We start from the raw sequence: 15,000 nt of genomic DNA on the forward strand, positions 1-15,000 counted from the left end.
GAGACAGTTCGGTCCCTATCCGTCGTGGGCGTAGGAAATTTGAGAGGAGCTGTCCTTAGTACGAGAGGACCGGGATGGACGCACCGCTGGTGTACCAGTTGTCTTGCCAAAGGCATAGCTGGGTAGCTATGTGCGGAAGGGATAAGTGCTGAAAGCATCTAAGCATGAAGCCCCCCTCAAGATGAGATTTCCCATAGCGTAAGCTAGTAAGATCCCTGAAAGATGATCAGGTTGATAGGTCAGAGGTGGAAGCGCGGTGACGTGTGGAGCTGACTGATACTAATCGATCGAGGACTTAACCTAAATAGAAAAGCGGAAGAAGCCCGCTTAAATCCATAGGGCATTGGAGCGCTCGAGAAGAAGTCGTACTTTGACTTCGCAGGAGAGTGTGAAATGACCGTAGGATTTGGCTTCTGGAGCTGGACAATGTAAGAGTATAAACTCAGTTGAGTGAATGAATTGTGAATCGTTATCTAGTTTTGAAGGAATATCCTTCAACATATACATTTATCTGGTGACGATGGCGAAGAGGTCACACCCGTTCCCATGCCGAACACGGAAGTTAAGCTCTTCAGCGCCGATGGTAGTTAGGGGTTTCCCCTTGTGAGAGTAGGACGTTGCCAAGTAAGAAGAAAAAGATCAACAGAGATGTTGGTCTTTTTTATTTGTGTTAAACTATCACAATATAAAAAAGAGAAACGAAAGACAAGGAATAACTATTAGCCTGAGGCTTGGGAGAATCAAGAAGGTTATGGAAAAAGCAGAGAGAAGGCGGGAATGTACGTTCTTCGGGCACATGAGGATCTGAACGAACAAGTTTCCGAAGAGATTCAGCACAAACGCAGTTTATCCTGAATACACAAGTTAAGCTCACTCTTAGTGAATGTTTCTTCTGTTATAAGTTTTAGTTACAAGAAAGGAGATGGAGGTCAGTAGAGATACTGGTCTCTTTTTTTAATCGAAAAAAACCTTGCTTGTGAACTGTATCCTTCTTAAAATAATTGAACTGCAACTAACTTCATTCTCATAACTATTCACACCGAACAAAAAGAAGTTGCATAACATGCCTATATGTTTACTTATTTTAATATCTAATAAAGAGGTGAAGATTATTATGGTTTCATATATAGATTACACATCGCCATCAACTCAATACACTTTTGATGTAAATAAAAGTCCTTTGTTCGTAAAAAATAGCAAAAACTATATTAACATATTGGGCATTAAACAGTTGAATACATTGGAAAATGTGTCTCTTCTAGACATATTTCTAAGTACTAATAATGTGGTAGAACCACACTATCATCAAAATGCTGCTGAGTTAGTCTATTGTATTTCAGGTTCTGCTATTGTATCAATCCTGAACCCTTTTACAAAACAAATAATGAATTACTCGATTTCACCTGGACAAGTGGCTAATGTTCCACAAGGTTGGTGGCATTATGAAATAGCTACAGTTGATAATACGCATCTGTTAGCAATTTTTAATGCACCGACTCCAGAAGTGATTTTAGGTTCTGATATTTTAAAATTTACACCTGCAAATATAATGGCACATACCTATTGTCTTGATGAAGCCCAGTGGAAACAGGTGATTGCCCCAGTTATGCCATCAACATATATTGGTCCTTCCAAGAACTGCAGCAGAGTTAATGAAAATTCTCCTCATCAATATGAAAATCAACAATATCAGCATCCACAATATATTCAACAATATCCCCAAACACATAACAGACCTCAATATCGCCAATATTGGGAATGACAGATAACATACTATAGCACGTATAAAGAGGGATGGTTTTCATCTCTCTTACTTTTTAAACTCCGTAATAAATTTCCAGAACGTAGGGAACAAGCTCTGTAATTATATTTTAGTTAAATTAAACTCCTTTAGTATTTTTCCCCCATTTTTGCAAATGTTAATAGTACCCTACAAGTCATCCCTGAATTTTGAGGTGTAAATAGTGTCATTTCAATTATTTAATTCTGAAAAGAAGTTAATTACTTTTGCACTACTACTTATTTGTATTTATTTATCACCACTATATATATTGGGTGAGCATGCACATATTCGCGTGCATGACAATCTTGATTCGAATATAGCGTGGTATAAAGTTTTAAGTGAAAGCGGACAAATATTAGGCCCAATAAATGCTACTATCCCACAAGTGGCAAATGGGTTGCCTAGAAATGCATTTGGTACCGAATTTAGTCTTATCGTATGGCTTTATAAATTTTTTCCGACTATGACTGCCTATGCATTAAGTCAAACGATTACAAGGTTTTTTGCTTTTTTAGGAATGTACATCTTGCTTAGAGATCATTTTCTCTGCAAAAGGGATTATCAGTTTATCAATGTTGGTGTTGCATTGGCATTCTCCCTGACACCATTTTGGCCATCTGGAATGCTGAGTACTTTAGGAATGCCATTAGCACTTTGGGCATTTTTACATATTCGAAAAGAAAAGAGGACTTTTAAGCACTATATTGTCCTAACCTTACTCCCGCTTTATTCCAGTATCGTTCTAGGTTTTTTCTTTTTTTTATTCGCTATGGGGCTATTTTGGGTTATTGACTTTTTAAGGGGAAGGAGAAATTTCCATTTCCTATTAGCGATAGTTTATATGACGCTTGTTTACCTGGCTGTTGAATATCGGTTGGTTTATTCATTTTTATTTGATGATGATCCAAACAGCAGAGATGAATACTTTCATGCAAGGCTTTCATTATGGAGATGCTTTAGGCTGTCTTTCAAGAACTTTGTATTAGGACATACTCATGTGATGACTGTTCATGGATTATTTATTCTTATAGTTACGTTCATTGCGTTATTTCTTATCGTTTATAAAAAACTTTGGAAGCAGGAACGTGCATTCGTTATTTTGCTAATACTAAACTTTTTTCTGTCCACGTGGTATGCATTTTGGTTTTATAAAGGCTGGCTTCCGTTGACAAGGAAGTTTCATTTTATGGATACATTTAATTTTGCCAGGTTTCAATTTTTAAGACCACTAGTCATTTATGTAGGGTTTGCACTCGGGTTAAAAATCATTTGGAATAATCGGGGAGCATGGAAACCATATGTACCATTTTTTATAATTGCACAAATTCTATTATTATTTTGTTTTAATGATGAAATAATTTATCGAAAAAAACCATCTGTAAATGAATTTTATTCCGTAGAACTGTTTGATGAGATTAAATCACATATTGGTTTACCATTACAGGACTATAGAGTTGCAAGCATAGGGATTCACCCTGCGATTACTCAATATAACGGCTTTTATACCCTTGATACATATAATAATTTCTACCCTTTATCTTATAAGTATAAGTTTAGGAAGATTATTGAAAATGAATTAGCAAAAAATAAAACAATTCGAACTTACTTTGATGAATGGGGAGGACGTTGCTATATTTTCACATCTGAACTTGGTAAACATTATATGTTTAAGAAAAACAACAAAAGAACTCTAAAAGAACTTGATTTAAATATCACACCATTTAAAGAAATGGGAGGAGCCTATATATTTTCTGCGTTACCAATAGAAAACCCACTAGAGAATCATTTAAAGTTGGAGAAAACATTTCAATCTGATGAATCAGTGTGGAAAATTTATTTATACAAAGCGTTGTAAATGTATTGGGAGGTTATATAATTGGTAGAACCTATTCTTACGATTGTCGTGCCATGTTATAACGAAGAAGATGTACTTCCTGAAACGATGTACCAACTTAGCGAATGTTTGAATCTCTTAGAAGAAGAAAAACTTATTTCTATTCAAAGTAAAATATTGTTTGTTGATGATGGGAGTAAGGATAAAACTTGGCCGATAATCTATAAAGAGAGCTTGAATAATACTAAAATTCATGGACTAAAATTAGCCCGAAATGTTGGTCATCAAAATGCGTTACTAGCAGGGTTAATAGCAGCAAAAAATACTTCTGATTGTGTTGTATCTATTGATGCTGATTTACAAGATGATGTTAATATAATCAGGGAGTTCATCGTTAAGTTTAACGAAGGATTTGACATTGTTTATGGAGTCCGTGGAAAACGAGATACAGATCAACTACTAAAAAGAACAACTGCAGAAGCATTTTATAAATTGATGCAAAAAATGGGTGTAAGTCTTATCTATAATCATGCTGATTTTCGTTTGATGAGTAAAAGAGCATTAAAGGAATTAGAGAGATTTGAAGAGGTAAACTTGTTTTTACGGGGGATTGTTCCCTTGATAGGATTTCCTTCAACATCTATTTACTATGATCGAAAAGAAAGGCTTGCGGGTGAAACAAAATATCCATTAAAGAAAATGCTTGCCTTTGCGTTTGAAGGTATAACTTCATTTTCGGTTACTCCTATTCGTATTGTATTGCTAGTAGGGTTTTTATCCTTCTTTACTAGTTTATTATTTGGAACTTATTTTATTGCGTTGAAATTCATAGGTGAAACGGAAACAGGTTGGACTTCTTTAATCACATCAATATGGTTAATTGGAGGGTTGCAATTAATTGCGATTGGATTAATTGGTGAGTATATCGGAAAGATTTATAAGGAATCTAAACGTCGTCCCAAATATATTGTAGAGATTGATACCTACAGTGTCACTCAAAAGCTTTATAAAGACAAAATGGAAAGGGATTTATATGCCGAGTCTTATGGCACTGATACTAGGGAAATACCTGAATCGAACTAATACCATTTTCCGATTTCTCTTAATAGGTATCGTTAACACATGTGTTGGTATTTCCGCGATCCTCACATTACTAAACGTAGTTGGCTTGTCATATTGGTTATCTACTTTGATAGGAAATTGTATTGGAGCGATAATAAGTTATGTATTAAATAAAAGATTCACTTTTAAAAGTACTGTAAAAAATCGAAAGGGTATTCCGATTTTTGCACTTGTCATTATAGTGAGTTATCTTTTTTCCTATCAACTAGGGTATGAAATAATCCAAAAAAGTAGATTTCTTGATTTTGGGATATACAAGGAAGAGATTTCAGTGTTGCTAGCGACTTTTATGTATGCTGTTTTGAATTATCTAGGGCAAAGGTATTTAACATTTAAGTGTTGATAGTGAATAACCATTAATATTATTTGTAAAATAAAAAGGAAAAAACAATTGACTTATTGTGATATATCTATTAATATTAATTCTTGTCACCACAATTTCGTTTTTAAGTAACGAGAAAGTAACATTTGAAATATGAAAAAGTTTTTTTGAAAAAGTGTTGACTAAATAATGAAGAATGTGTTAAATTAATAAAGTCGCTTCTGAGAGAAACGACGAAAGATGATCTTTGAAAACTAAACAAAACCAAGCGTGCCAACGTTAATTTCGATTAACAAAACAACGTACTATATAGTACAAATTTATGAGCTACATTAACTCTTTATTGGAGAGTTTGATCCTGGCTCAGGACGAACGCTGGCGGCGTGCCTAATACATGCAAGTCGAGCGAATCTGAGGGAGCTTGCTCCCAAAGATTAGCGGCGGACGGGTGAGTAACACGTGGGTAACCTGCCTGTAAGATTGGGATAACTCCGGGAAACCGGAGCTAATACCGGATAACATTTCGAACCGCATGGTTCGACATTGAAAGATGGCTTCGGCTATCACTTACAGATGGACCCGCGGCGCATTAGCTAGTTGGTGAGGTAACGGCTCACCAAGGCGACGATGCGTAGCCGACCTGAGAGGGTGATCGGCCACACTGGGACTGAGACACGGCCCAGACTCCTACGGGAGGCAGCAGTAGGGAATCTTCCGCAATGGACGAAAGTCTGACGGAGCAACGCCGCGTGAACGATGAAGGCCTTCGGGTCGTAAAGTTCTGTTGTTAGGGAAGAACAAGTACCAGAGTAACTGCTGGTACCTTGACGGTACCTAACCAGAAAGCCACGGCTAACTACGTGCCAGCAGCCGCGGTAATACGTAGGTGGCAAGCGTTGTCCGGAATTATTGGGCGTAAAGCGCGCGCAGGTGGTTTCTTAAGTCTGATGTGAAAGCCCACGGCTCAACCGTGGAGGGTCATTGGAAACTGGGGAACTTGAGTGCAGAAGAGGAAAGTGGAATTCCAAGTGTAGCGGTGAAATGCGTAGAGATTTGGAGGAACACCAGTGGCGAAGGCGACTTTCTGGTCTGTAACTGACACTGAGGCGCGAAAGCGTGGGGAGCGAACAGGATTAGATACCCTGGTAGTCCACGCCGTAAACGATGAGTGCTAAGTGTTAGAGGGTTTCCGCCCTTTAGTGCTGCAGCAAACGCATTAAGCACTCCGCCTGGGGAGTACGGTCGCAAGACTGAAACTCAAAGGAATTGACGGGGGCCCGCACAAGCGGTGGAGCATGTGGTTTAATTCGAAGCAACGCGAAGAACCTTACCAGGTCTTGACATCCCACTGCCCGGTATAGAGATATACCTTTCCCTTCGGGGACAGTGGTGACAGGTGGTGCATGGTTGTCGTCAGCTCGTGTCGTGAGATGTTGGGTTAAGTCCCGCAACGAGCGCAACCCTTGATCTTAGTTGCCAGCATTCAGTTGGGCACTCTAAGGTGACTGCCGGTGACAAACCGGAGGAAGGTGGGGATGACGTCAAATCATCATGCCCCTTATGACCTGGGCTACACACGTGCTACAATGGATGGTACAAAGGGCTGCAAGACTGCGAAGTCAAGCCAATCCCATAAAACCATTCTCAGTTCGGATTGCAGGCTGCAACTCGCCTGCATGAAGCCGGAATCGCTAGTAATCGCGGATCAGCATGCCGCGGTGAATACGTTCCCGGGCCTTGTACACACCGCCCGTCACACCACGAGAGTTTGTAACACCCGAAGTCGGTGGGGTAACCGTAAGGAGCCAGCCGCCTAAGGTGGGACAGATGATTGGGGTGAAGTCGTAACAAGGTAGCCGTATCGGAAGGTGCGGCTGGATCACCTCCTTTCTAAGGAAAATGAGGCACACTTGGTTTTTGTTTAGTTTTGAGAGATCATTCTGATCTTTCTTATATGTAAGATACAAAACATAGGAGTATAAATGTATGTAGCATTTACACCACCTGTGCTTTATGTTCCTTGAAAACTAGATAACGATAACAATTCAAGTAATTCACTGAGTTTAAACGCTTAGTTCAGTGATTCTCTTAATAATGATTAAAATGACATTTATAATGTCAAAGGTTAAGTTGTTAAGGGCGCACGGTGGATGCCTTGGCACTAGGAGCCGATGAAGGACGGTACTAACACCGATATGCTTCGGGGAGCTGTAAGTAAGCTTTGATCCGGAGATTTCCGAATGGGGGAACCCACTGCTCGTAATGGAGTAGTATTTTCACCTGAATACATAGGGTGATAAAGGCAGACCCGGGGAACTGAAACATCTAAGTACCCGGAGGAAGAGAAAGCAAACGCGATTTCCCAAGTAGCGGCGAGCGAAACGGAATTAGCCCAAACCAAGAGGCTTGCCTCTTGGGGTTGTAGGACACTCTATACGGAGTTACAAAGGAACGGAGTAAATGAAGAGGTCTGGAAAGGCCCGTCAAAGAAGGTAACAACCCTGTAGTTGAAACTTCGTTCCCTCCAGAGTGGATCCTGAGTACGGCGGGACACGTGAAATCCCGTCGGAAGCAGGGAGGACCATCTCCCAAGGCTAAATACTCCCTAGTGACCGATAGTGAACCAGTACCGTGAGGGAAAGGTGAAAAGCACCCCGGAAGGGGAGTGAAAGAGATCCTGAAACCGTGTGCCTACAAGTAGTCAAAGCCCGTTAATGGGTAATGGCGTGCCTTTTGTAGAATGAACCGGCGAGTTACGATCCCGTGCAAGGTTAAGTTGATGAGACGGAGCCGCAGCGAAAGCGAGTCTGAATAGGGCGAAAGAGTACGTGGTCGTAGACCCGAAACCAGGTGATCTACCCATGTCCAGGGTGAAGTTCAGGTAACACTGAATGGAGGCCCGAACCCACGCACGTTGAAAAGTGCGGGGATGAGGTGTGGGTAGCGGAGAAATTCCAATCGAACTTGGAGATAGCTGGTTCTCTCCGAAATAGCTTTAGGGCTAGCCTTGAAATTGAGAGTCTTGGAGGTAGAGCACTGATTGGACTAGGGGCCCCCATCGGGTTACCGAATTCAGTCAAACTCCGAATGCCAAAGACTTATGTTCAGGAGTCAGACTGCGAGTGATAAGATCCGTAGTCAAGAGGGAAACAGCCCAGACCACCAGCTAAGGTCCCAAAGTATACGTTAAGTGGAAAAGGATGTGGAGTTGCTTAGACAACCAGGATGTTGGCTTAGAAGCAGCCACCATTTAAAGAGTGCGTAATAGCTCACTGGTCGAGTGACTCTGCGCCGAAAATGTACCGGGGCTAAACGTATCACCGAAGCTGTGGATTGTTCTTACGAACAATGGTAGGAGAGCGTTCTAAGGGCTGTGAAGCTAGACCGGAAGGACTAGTGGAGCGCTTAGAAGTGAGAATGCCGGTATGAGTAGCGAAAGAGGGGTGAGAATCCCCTCCACCGAATGCCTAAGGTTTCCTGAGGAAGGCTCGTCCGCTCAGGGTTAGTCGGGACCTAAGCCGAGGCCGAAAGGCGTAGGCGATGGACAACAGGTTGAAATTCCTGTACCACCTCCTCACCATTTGAGCAATGGGGGGACGCAGAAGGATAGGGTAAGCGCGCTGTTGGATTAGCGCGCCCAAGCAGTTAGGCTGATAACGAGGCAAATCCCGTTGTCGTAAAGGCTGAGCTGTGATGGCGAGGGAAATATAGTACCGAAGTTCCTGATTCCACACTGCCAAGAAAAGCCTCTAGCGAGGTGAGAGGTGCCCGTACCGCAAACCGACACAGGTAGGCGAGGAGAGAATCCTAAGGTGAGCGAGAGAACTCTCGTTAAGGAACTCGGCAAAATGACCCCGTAACTTCGGGAGAAGGGGTGCTTTTTCAGGGCTTGCCCTGCGAAAAGCCGCAGTGAATAGGCCCAGGCGACTGTTTAGCAAAAACACAGGTCTCTGCGAAGCCGCAAGGCGAAGTATAGGGGCTGACGCCTGCCCGGTGCTGGAAGGTTAAGGGGAGAGGTTAGCGCAAGCGAAGCTTTGAACCGAAGCCCCAGTAAACGGCGGCCGTAACTATAACGGTCCTAAGGTAGCGAAATTCCTTGTCGGGTAAGTTCCGACCCGCACGAAAGGCGTAACGATCTGGGCACTGTCTCAACGAGAGACTCGGTGAAATTATAGTACCTGTGAAGATGCAGGTTACCCGCGACAGGACGGAAAGACCCCGTGGAGCTTTACTGTAGCCTGATATTGAATTTTGGTACAGCTTGTACAGGATAGGTAGGAGCCTGAGAAGCCGGAGCGCTAGCTTCGGTGGAGGCGTCGGTGGGATACTACCCTGGCTGTATTGAAATTCTAACCCGCAGCCCTTATCGGGCTGGGAGACAGTGTCAGGTGGGCAGTTTGACTGGGGCGGTCGCCTCCTAAAATGTAACGGAGGCGCCCAAAGGTTCCCTCAGAATGGTTGGAAATCATTCGTAGAGTGTAAAGGCACAAGGGAGCTTGACTGCGAGACCTACAAGTCGAGCAGGGACGAAAGTCGGGCTTAGTGATCCGGTGGTTCCGCATGGAAGGGCCATCGCTCAACGGATAAAAGCTACCCCGGGGATAACAGGCTTATCTCCCCCAAGAGTCCACATCGACGGGGAGGTTTGGCACCTCGATGTCGGCTCATCGCATCCTGGGGCTGTAGTCGGTCCCAAGGGTTGGGCTGTTCGCCCATTAAAGCGGTACGCGAGCTGGGTTCAGAACGTCGTGAGACAGTTCGGTCCCTATCCGTCGTGGGCGTAGGAAATTTGAGAGGAGCTGTCCTTAGTACGAGAGGACCGGGATGGACGCACCGCTGGTGTACCAGTTGTCTTGCCAAAGGCATAGCTGGGTAGCTATGTGCGGAAGGGATAAGTGCTGAAAGCATCTAAGCATGAAGCCCCCCTCAAGATGAGATTTCCCATAGCGTAAGCTAGTAAGATCCCTGAAAGATGATCAGGTTGATAGGTCAGAGGTGGAAGCGCGGTGACGTGTGGAGCTGACTGATACTAATCGATCGAGGACTTAACCTAAATAGAAAAGCGGAAGAAGCCCGCTTAAATCCATAGGGCATTGGAGCGCTCGAGAAGAAGTCGTACTTTGACTTCGCAGGAGAGTGTGAAATGACCGTAGGATTTGGCTTCTGGAGCTGGACAATGTAAGAGTATAAACTCAGTTGAGTGAATGAATTGTGAATCGTTATCTAGTTTTGAAGGAATATCCTTCAACATATACATTTATCTGGTGACGATGGCGAAGAGGTCACACCCGTTCCCATGCCGAACACGGAAGTTAAGCTCTTCAGCGCCGATGGTAGTTAGGGGTTTCCCCTTGTGAGAGTAGGACGTTGCCAGGTAAAGCCCCTTATTTGGGGCTATTATTTTGTAAAATTTTGTTGTTGGCCCGTTGGTCAAGCGGTTAAGACACCGCCCTTTCACGGCGGTAACACGGGTTCGAATCCCGTACGGGTCACCATTTCATTTATCTTTAATTTGGAGGATTAGCTCAGCTGGGAGAGCATCTGCCTTACAAGCAGAGGGTCGGCGGTTCGATCCCGTCATCCTCCACCATTGATTCAATATTCATTTTATATTGAGCCATTAGCTCAGTCGGTAGAGCATCTGACTTTTAATCAGAGGGTCGAAGGTTCGAGTCCTTCATGGCTCACCATTTACACACCTTGCGGGTGTGGCGGAATTGGCAGACGCGCTAGACTTAGGATCTAGTGTCTTTATGACGTGGGGGTTCAAGTCCCTTCACCCGCACCATTTAAATATTGCGGAAGTAGTTCAGTGGTAGAACACCACCTTGCCAAGGTGGGGGTCGCGGGTTCGAATCCCGTCTTCCGCTCCAGATATGCCGGGGTGGCGGAACTGGCAGACGCACAGGACTTAAAATCCTGCGGTAGGTGACTACCGTACCGGTTCGATTCCGGTCCTCGGCACTTCATATAATATGCGCCCGTAGCTCAATTGGATAGAGCGTTTGACTACGGATCAAAAGGTTAGGGGTTCGACTCCTCTCGGGCGCGCCAATTAAAACATGGGGCCTTAGCTCAGCTGGGAGAGCGCCTGCTTTGCACGCAGGAGGTCAGCGGTTCGATCCCGCTAGGCTCCACTTAACATCCTTTATATTATGGCGGTGTAGCTCAGCTGGCTAGAGCATTCGGTTCATACCCGAAAGGTCGTGGGTTCGACTCCCTCCGCCGCTATTAAAATTAAATAATTGTCCTAAATAGTATTATTGACAATTAAACTCATGAATATTGGACCCTTAGCTCAGTTGGTTAGAGCAGACGGCTCATAACCGTCCGGTCGTAGGTTCGAGTCCTACAGGGTCCATTTATTGGAGGAATACCCAAGTCCGGCTGAAGGGATCGGTCTTGAAAACCGACAGGGGTGTCAAAGCCCGCGGGGGTTCGAATCCCCCTTCCTCCTCCATATTTAATTCTCTTTATTGTCGCGGGGTGGAGCAGTCCGGTAGCTCGTCGGGCTCATAACCCGAAGGTCGCAGGTTCAAATCCTGTCCCCGCAACCAAATTTAGTTGACGATGCTACGTTGGTTATTCTTCTTAGCGAGGAAACATAGTAGTGCTGTTAAGTACAACCAAAATGGTCCGGTAGTTCAGTTGGTTAGAATGCCTGCCTGTCACGCAGGAGGTCGCGGGTTCGAGTCCCGTCCGGACCGCCATTATTTTACAAAAACACTTATCTCAAGTAAAAGGGTTTCGATAAGCGAAAAGGTCGAGGAAACGACTAAGCGAACACCGGAGCGTATGTAAATACGTGAGGATGTGAGTGCAGGAGTTGACGTAGAGATTTGAAGCTTAGCGGAAGCCGAAAACAATTTGGCTCAGTAGCTCAGTCGGTAGAGCAATGGACTGAAAATCCATGTGTCGGCGGTTCGATTCCGTCCTGAGCCACCTTTAAACTTATTCTTGTTTGTATTCATCTAAATCACATGGAGGGGTAGCGAAGTGGCTAAACGCGGCGGACTGTAAATCCGCTCCTTAGGGTTCGGCAGTTCGAATCTGCCCCCCTCCACCAATTAGAATATACGTGGCGATTGTGGCGAAGTGGTTAACGCATCGGATTGTGGTTCCGACATTCGTGGGTTCGATTCCCATCAGTCGCCCCTTTTATGTTTGCGGGTGTAGTTTAGTGGTAAAACCTCAGCCTTCCAAGCTGATGATGAGGGTTCGATTCCCTTCACCCGCTCCAAAATTTGAAATACATAGGCGACTGTTCTGCTTTGAGAGCTGGTCATGCAAATCCTTGTTTTGGATTTGTGGGAACAGTTTGAAGTGGCCGAAAAGCTAGTAGCCGAAGTTAGACAAAAATGGGCCTATAGCTCAGCTGGTTAGAGCGCACGCCTGATAAGCGTGAGGTCGATGGTTCGAGTCCATTTAGGCCCACCATTTTATTTTATTCCGCAGTAGCTCAGTGGTAGAGCTATCGGCTGTTAACCGATCGGTCGTAGGTTCGAGTCCTACCTGCGGAGCCATTTTTTATTTGGAGCTGCAAATGCTATAGAGGTAATAATACTAATTGTCAGTGACAATAGTGGTTCCAATGTCTATTTTATACATATCATGCGCCTTTAGCTCAGCAGGATAGAGCAACAGCCTTCTAAGCTGTCGGTCAGAGGTTCGAATCCTCTAAGGCGCGTAAAAAACTAATCCACTTATTGGATTAGTTTTTTTAATATATACTTTTACAATAACTCCTATCATAATACCTCATTTAAATCCACTTAATGCTACATTCATTTAGGCTGTGTTTCTTCTACTTACCAAGTGCGAAAACTAGCTAGCTTATATCCTCTTACCATTAATCTTCACGGTCTCATAGAAAAATATTGGTTTTGTCCTCCTATAGGTAATAAAATCCTTTTTTTAGAATAAAATATATCGGTAGTTTAAGTAACGCTTACATAAAAACTTCTTGAAGGCTATCAATCTTTTATTTGTTATCCATAAATAATAGGAGGGATTCTAATGATTTTTTCACAACCTGGCACGAGGGGATCTAAAGTTAGTTTTAAATCGCGATATGAAAATTATATTGGTGGAGAGTGGACAGCGCCAGTTAAAGGTGAATATTTTGAAAATGTTTCACCGGTAAATGGACATGCTTTTTGCGAAGTGCCTCGTTCTACTGCAGAAGATATCGAGCTTGCACTTGATGCAGCACATGCAGCAAAAAAAGCATGGGGAGAATCGTCTGCTGCTGTACGTGCAAATATATTAAATAAGATTGCTGATCGCATTGAAACAAATTTAGAAATGCTAGCTGTTGCTGAAACATGGGATAACGGTAAACCAATTAGAGAAACATTAAATGCAGATATTCCCTTAGCAATAGATCATTTTCGTTATTTTGCTGGAAGCATACGTTCTCAGGAAGGTAGTATCAGTGAAATAGATAAAGACACTGTTGCTTATCACTTTCATGAACCATTAGGTGTAGTGGGACAAATTATTCCATGGAACTTTCCAATTTTAATGGCAACTTGGAAATTAGCTCCAGCTTTAGCTGCAGGAAACTGTGTTGTATTAAAACCTGCAGAACAAACGCCTGTAAGTATCTTAATTTTAATGGAATTAATTGCAGACCTGTTACCAAAAGGTGTAGTTAATATTGTTAACGGTTTTGGTTTAGAAGCAGGCAAGCCACTCGCAATTAGTAATAGAGTTGCTAAAGTTGCATTTACAGGAGAAACAACGACTGGACGTCTAATTATGCAATATGCTTCCCAGAATTTAATACCAGTTACACTAGAGCTTGGAGGTAAGTCCCCTAATATATTCTTTGAAAATGTAATGGAAAAAGACGACGACTTTTTAGATAAGGCGATTGAAGGTTTTGTTATGTTTGCTCTTAATCAGGGAGAAGTTTGTACATGCCCATCACGTGCTTTAATTCAAGAATCTATTTATGATGATTTTATCGAAAAGGCTTTAAAACGTGTAAAAGATATCAAGCAGGGGAATCCATTAGATACAAATACGATGATTGGTGCACAAGCATCTGCAGAGCAGATTGAAAAAATCCTTTCTTATATTGATATAGGAGAACAAGAAGGTGCACAAGTTTTAACAGGCGGTAGGCGCAACTTTTTGGAAGGTGATTTAAGTGGAGGGTATTATGTAAAACCAACTGTGTTTAAAGGGCATAATAAAATGAGGATTTTCCAAGAAGAAATATTTGGACCAGTTGTTACTGTAACAACATTTAGTAATCAAGAAGAAGCGTTGACAATTGCCAATGATACTTTATATGGGTTAGGTGCTGGTGTTTGGTCAAGAGATATTAATACTGCATATAGATTTGGCAGGGGAATCGAAGCAGGACGAGTTTGGACAAATTGCTACCATGCTTACCCGGCTCATGCTGCTTTTGGTGGTTACAAGATGTCAGGCATAGGAAGAGAAAATCATAAAATGATGTTAAGTCATTATCAACAAACCAAAAACATGTTAGTTAGCTATAGTCCAAGTAAGTTAGGCTTCTTTTAATTGTAACTAAAAAATGAACTGACTTCCACTTTGTGTGTGGGAGTCAGTTTTTTAGGGGGAATAAGGATGGGGAAAGTTCCAAAAGTTATTATTTCTAAAAATGCATCTGAATTAGTTACAGTACTAAAAAAGAAGTATGGACCACTATTGTTTCATCAATCAGGAGGATGTTGTGATGGAAGTTCACCAATGTGCTATCCAAAAGATGAATTCTTAATAGGTGATCAGGATGTTTTTCTCGGTTATATTGATGGATGTCCATTTTATATTGGAAAAGCACAATATGAATATTGGAAGCATACACAATTAATTATAGATGTTGTTGAAGGTAGAGGCGGAATGTTTTCTTTAGAGGGTCCTGAGGGATTGAGGTTTTTAACAAGGTCTCGAGTATTTACAGAT

General features: G+C 42.6%; 6 protein-coding genes, 20 tRNA genes and 5 rRNA genes (2 of these 31 running past the window's edge). All 31 read left to right on the forward strand.

Going from position 1 to position 15,000, the window contains the following annotated elements:
* A 23S ribosomal RNA gene (locus GMB29_RS01575) occupies positions 1-303 on the forward strand; it begins 2,627 nt to the left of the window's first position.
* Positions 304-510: 207 nt separating this feature from the next.
* Positions 511-626: ribosomal RNA gene (rrf, locus tag GMB29_RS01580) — 5S ribosomal RNA — on the forward strand.
* A gap of 488 nt (positions 627-1,114) precedes the next feature.
* The gene (locus tag GMB29_RS01585) at positions 1,115-1,762 is read left to right on the forward strand and encodes a cupin domain-containing protein (protein WP_136359278.1); all 648 of its coding nucleotides are present in this window, start codon (positions 1,115-1,117) and stop codon (positions 1,760-1,762) included.
* 202 nt (positions 1,763-1,964) lie between these two features.
* A complete protein-coding gene (locus tag GMB29_RS01590) occupies positions 1,965-3,638 on the forward strand; it encodes a DUF6044 family protein (RefSeq protein ID WP_136359276.1) in 1,674 nt (557 codons plus the stop codon).
* A gap of 21 nt (positions 3,639-3,659) precedes the next feature.
* On the forward strand, positions 3,660-4,700 hold the full coding sequence (locus GMB29_RS01595) for a glycosyltransferase family 2 protein (RefSeq protein WP_136359274.1): 1,041 nt from the start codon (positions 3,660-3,662) through the stop codon (positions 4,698-4,700).
* Positions 4,663-5,082 (forward strand): GtrA family protein, encoded by a 420-nt coding sequence (locus GMB29_RS01600; protein WP_227551696.1) that lies wholly within the window; start codon positions 4,663-4,665, stop codon positions 5,080-5,082. Before GMB29_RS01595 ends, GMB29_RS01600 begins: the two co-directional genes overlap by 38 nt.
* Before the next feature lie 319 nt (positions 5,083-5,401).
* Positions 5,402-6,951: ribosomal RNA gene (locus GMB29_RS01605) — 16S ribosomal RNA — on the forward strand.
* Between the two features lie 233 nt (positions 6,952-7,184).
* A 23S ribosomal RNA gene (locus tag GMB29_RS01610) occupies positions 7,185-10,114 on the forward strand.
* A 207-nt stretch (positions 10,115-10,321) separates the two neighbouring features.
* Positions 10,322-10,437, forward strand: a 5S ribosomal RNA gene (gene rrf / locus GMB29_RS01615).
* The 16S, 23S and 5S rRNA genes sit together here with 20 tRNA genes alongside, the layout of an rRNA operon.
* A 44-nt stretch (positions 10,438-10,481) precedes the next feature.
* Positions 10,482-10,556, forward strand: a tRNA-Glu gene (locus GMB29_RS01620).
* 19 nt (positions 10,557-10,575) lie between these two features.
* Positions 10,576-10,651, forward strand: a tRNA-Val gene (locus GMB29_RS01625).
* 24 nt (positions 10,652-10,675) lie between these two features.
* Positions 10,676-10,751 (forward strand) — tRNA-Lys (locus tag GMB29_RS01630).
* Positions 10,752-10,763: 12 nt separating this feature from the next.
* Positions 10,764-10,849 (forward strand) — tRNA-Leu (locus GMB29_RS01635).
* A gap of 10 nt (positions 10,850-10,859) precedes the next feature.
* Positions 10,860-10,934: transfer RNA gene (locus GMB29_RS01640), tRNA-Gly, on the forward strand.
* 5 nt (positions 10,935-10,939) lie between these two features.
* A tRNA-Leu gene (locus GMB29_RS01645) sits at positions 10,940-11,025 on the forward strand.
* Between the two features lie 13 nt (positions 11,026-11,038).
* Positions 11,039-11,115 (forward strand) — tRNA-Arg (locus tag GMB29_RS01650).
* A gap of 10 nt (positions 11,116-11,125) precedes the next feature.
* Positions 11,126-11,198 (forward strand) — tRNA-Ala (locus GMB29_RS01655).
* 20 nt (positions 11,199-11,218) lie between these two features.
* Positions 11,219-11,292, forward strand: a tRNA-Met gene (locus GMB29_RS01660).
* A gap of 56 nt (positions 11,293-11,348) precedes the next feature.
* Positions 11,349-11,422, forward strand: a tRNA-Ile gene (locus tag GMB29_RS01665).
* 6 nt (positions 11,423-11,428) lie between these two features.
* Positions 11,429-11,521 (forward strand) — tRNA-Ser (locus GMB29_RS01670).
* A 20-nt stretch (positions 11,522-11,541) separates the two neighbouring features.
* Positions 11,542-11,618: transfer RNA gene (locus tag GMB29_RS01675), tRNA-Met, on the forward strand.
* Positions 11,619-11,694: 76 nt separating this feature from the next.
* Positions 11,695-11,771, forward strand: a tRNA-Asp gene (locus GMB29_RS01680).
* A 159-nt stretch (positions 11,772-11,930) separates the two neighbouring features.
* Positions 11,931-12,003 (forward strand) — tRNA-Phe (locus tag GMB29_RS01685).
* Between the two features lie 40 nt (positions 12,004-12,043).
* A tRNA-Tyr gene (locus GMB29_RS01690) sits at positions 12,044-12,127 on the forward strand.
* 15 nt (positions 12,128-12,142) lie between these two features.
* Positions 12,143-12,215 (forward strand) — tRNA-His (locus GMB29_RS01695).
* Positions 12,216-12,227: 12 nt separating this feature from the next.
* Positions 12,228-12,301, forward strand: a tRNA-Gly gene (locus tag GMB29_RS01700).
* A 120-nt stretch (positions 12,302-12,421) separates the two neighbouring features.
* Positions 12,422-12,498, forward strand: a tRNA-Ile gene (locus GMB29_RS01705).
* Between the two features lie 11 nt (positions 12,499-12,509).
* A tRNA-Asn gene (locus GMB29_RS01710) sits at positions 12,510-12,584 on the forward strand.
* Positions 12,585-12,674: 90 nt separating this feature from the next.
* Positions 12,675-12,748, forward strand: a tRNA-Arg gene (locus GMB29_RS01715).
* 329 nt (positions 12,749-13,077) lie between these two features.
* Positions 13,078-14,598 carry an aldehyde dehydrogenase gene (gene adh, locus GMB29_RS01720; protein WP_136359298.1) on the forward strand — a complete coding sequence of 507 codons (1,521 nt, stop codon included), beginning with the start codon at positions 13,078-13,080 and terminating at the stop codon, positions 14,596-14,598.
* Between the two features lie 66 nt (positions 14,599-14,664).
* Positions 14,665-15,000: the 5' portion of a DUF779 domain-containing protein gene (locus tag GMB29_RS01725; protein WP_136359300.1), read on the forward strand. 21 nt of this gene lie beyond the right edge of the window; 336 of the gene's 357 nt are visible here — the first part of the coding sequence; it begins with the start codon at positions 14,665-14,667; its stop codon lies off the right edge, out of view.

This window comes from Metabacillus sediminilitoris, from assembly GCF_009720625.1.
Lineage (GTDB): Bacteria > Bacillota > Bacilli > Bacillales > Bacillaceae > Metabacillus > Metabacillus sediminilitoris.

Coding starts and splice junctions, on each gene's coding strand:
- GMB29_RS01585 (WP_136359278.1), top strand. CDS start 1,115: ATGGTTTCATATATAGATTACACATCGCCATCAACTCAATACACTTTT.
- GMB29_RS01600 (WP_227551696.1), top strand. CDS start 4,663: ATGGCACTGATACTAGGGAAATACCTGAATCGAACTAATACCATTTTC.
- adh (WP_136359298.1), top strand. CDS start 13,078: ATGATTTTTTCACAACCTGGCACGAGGGGATCTAAAGTTAGTTTTAAA.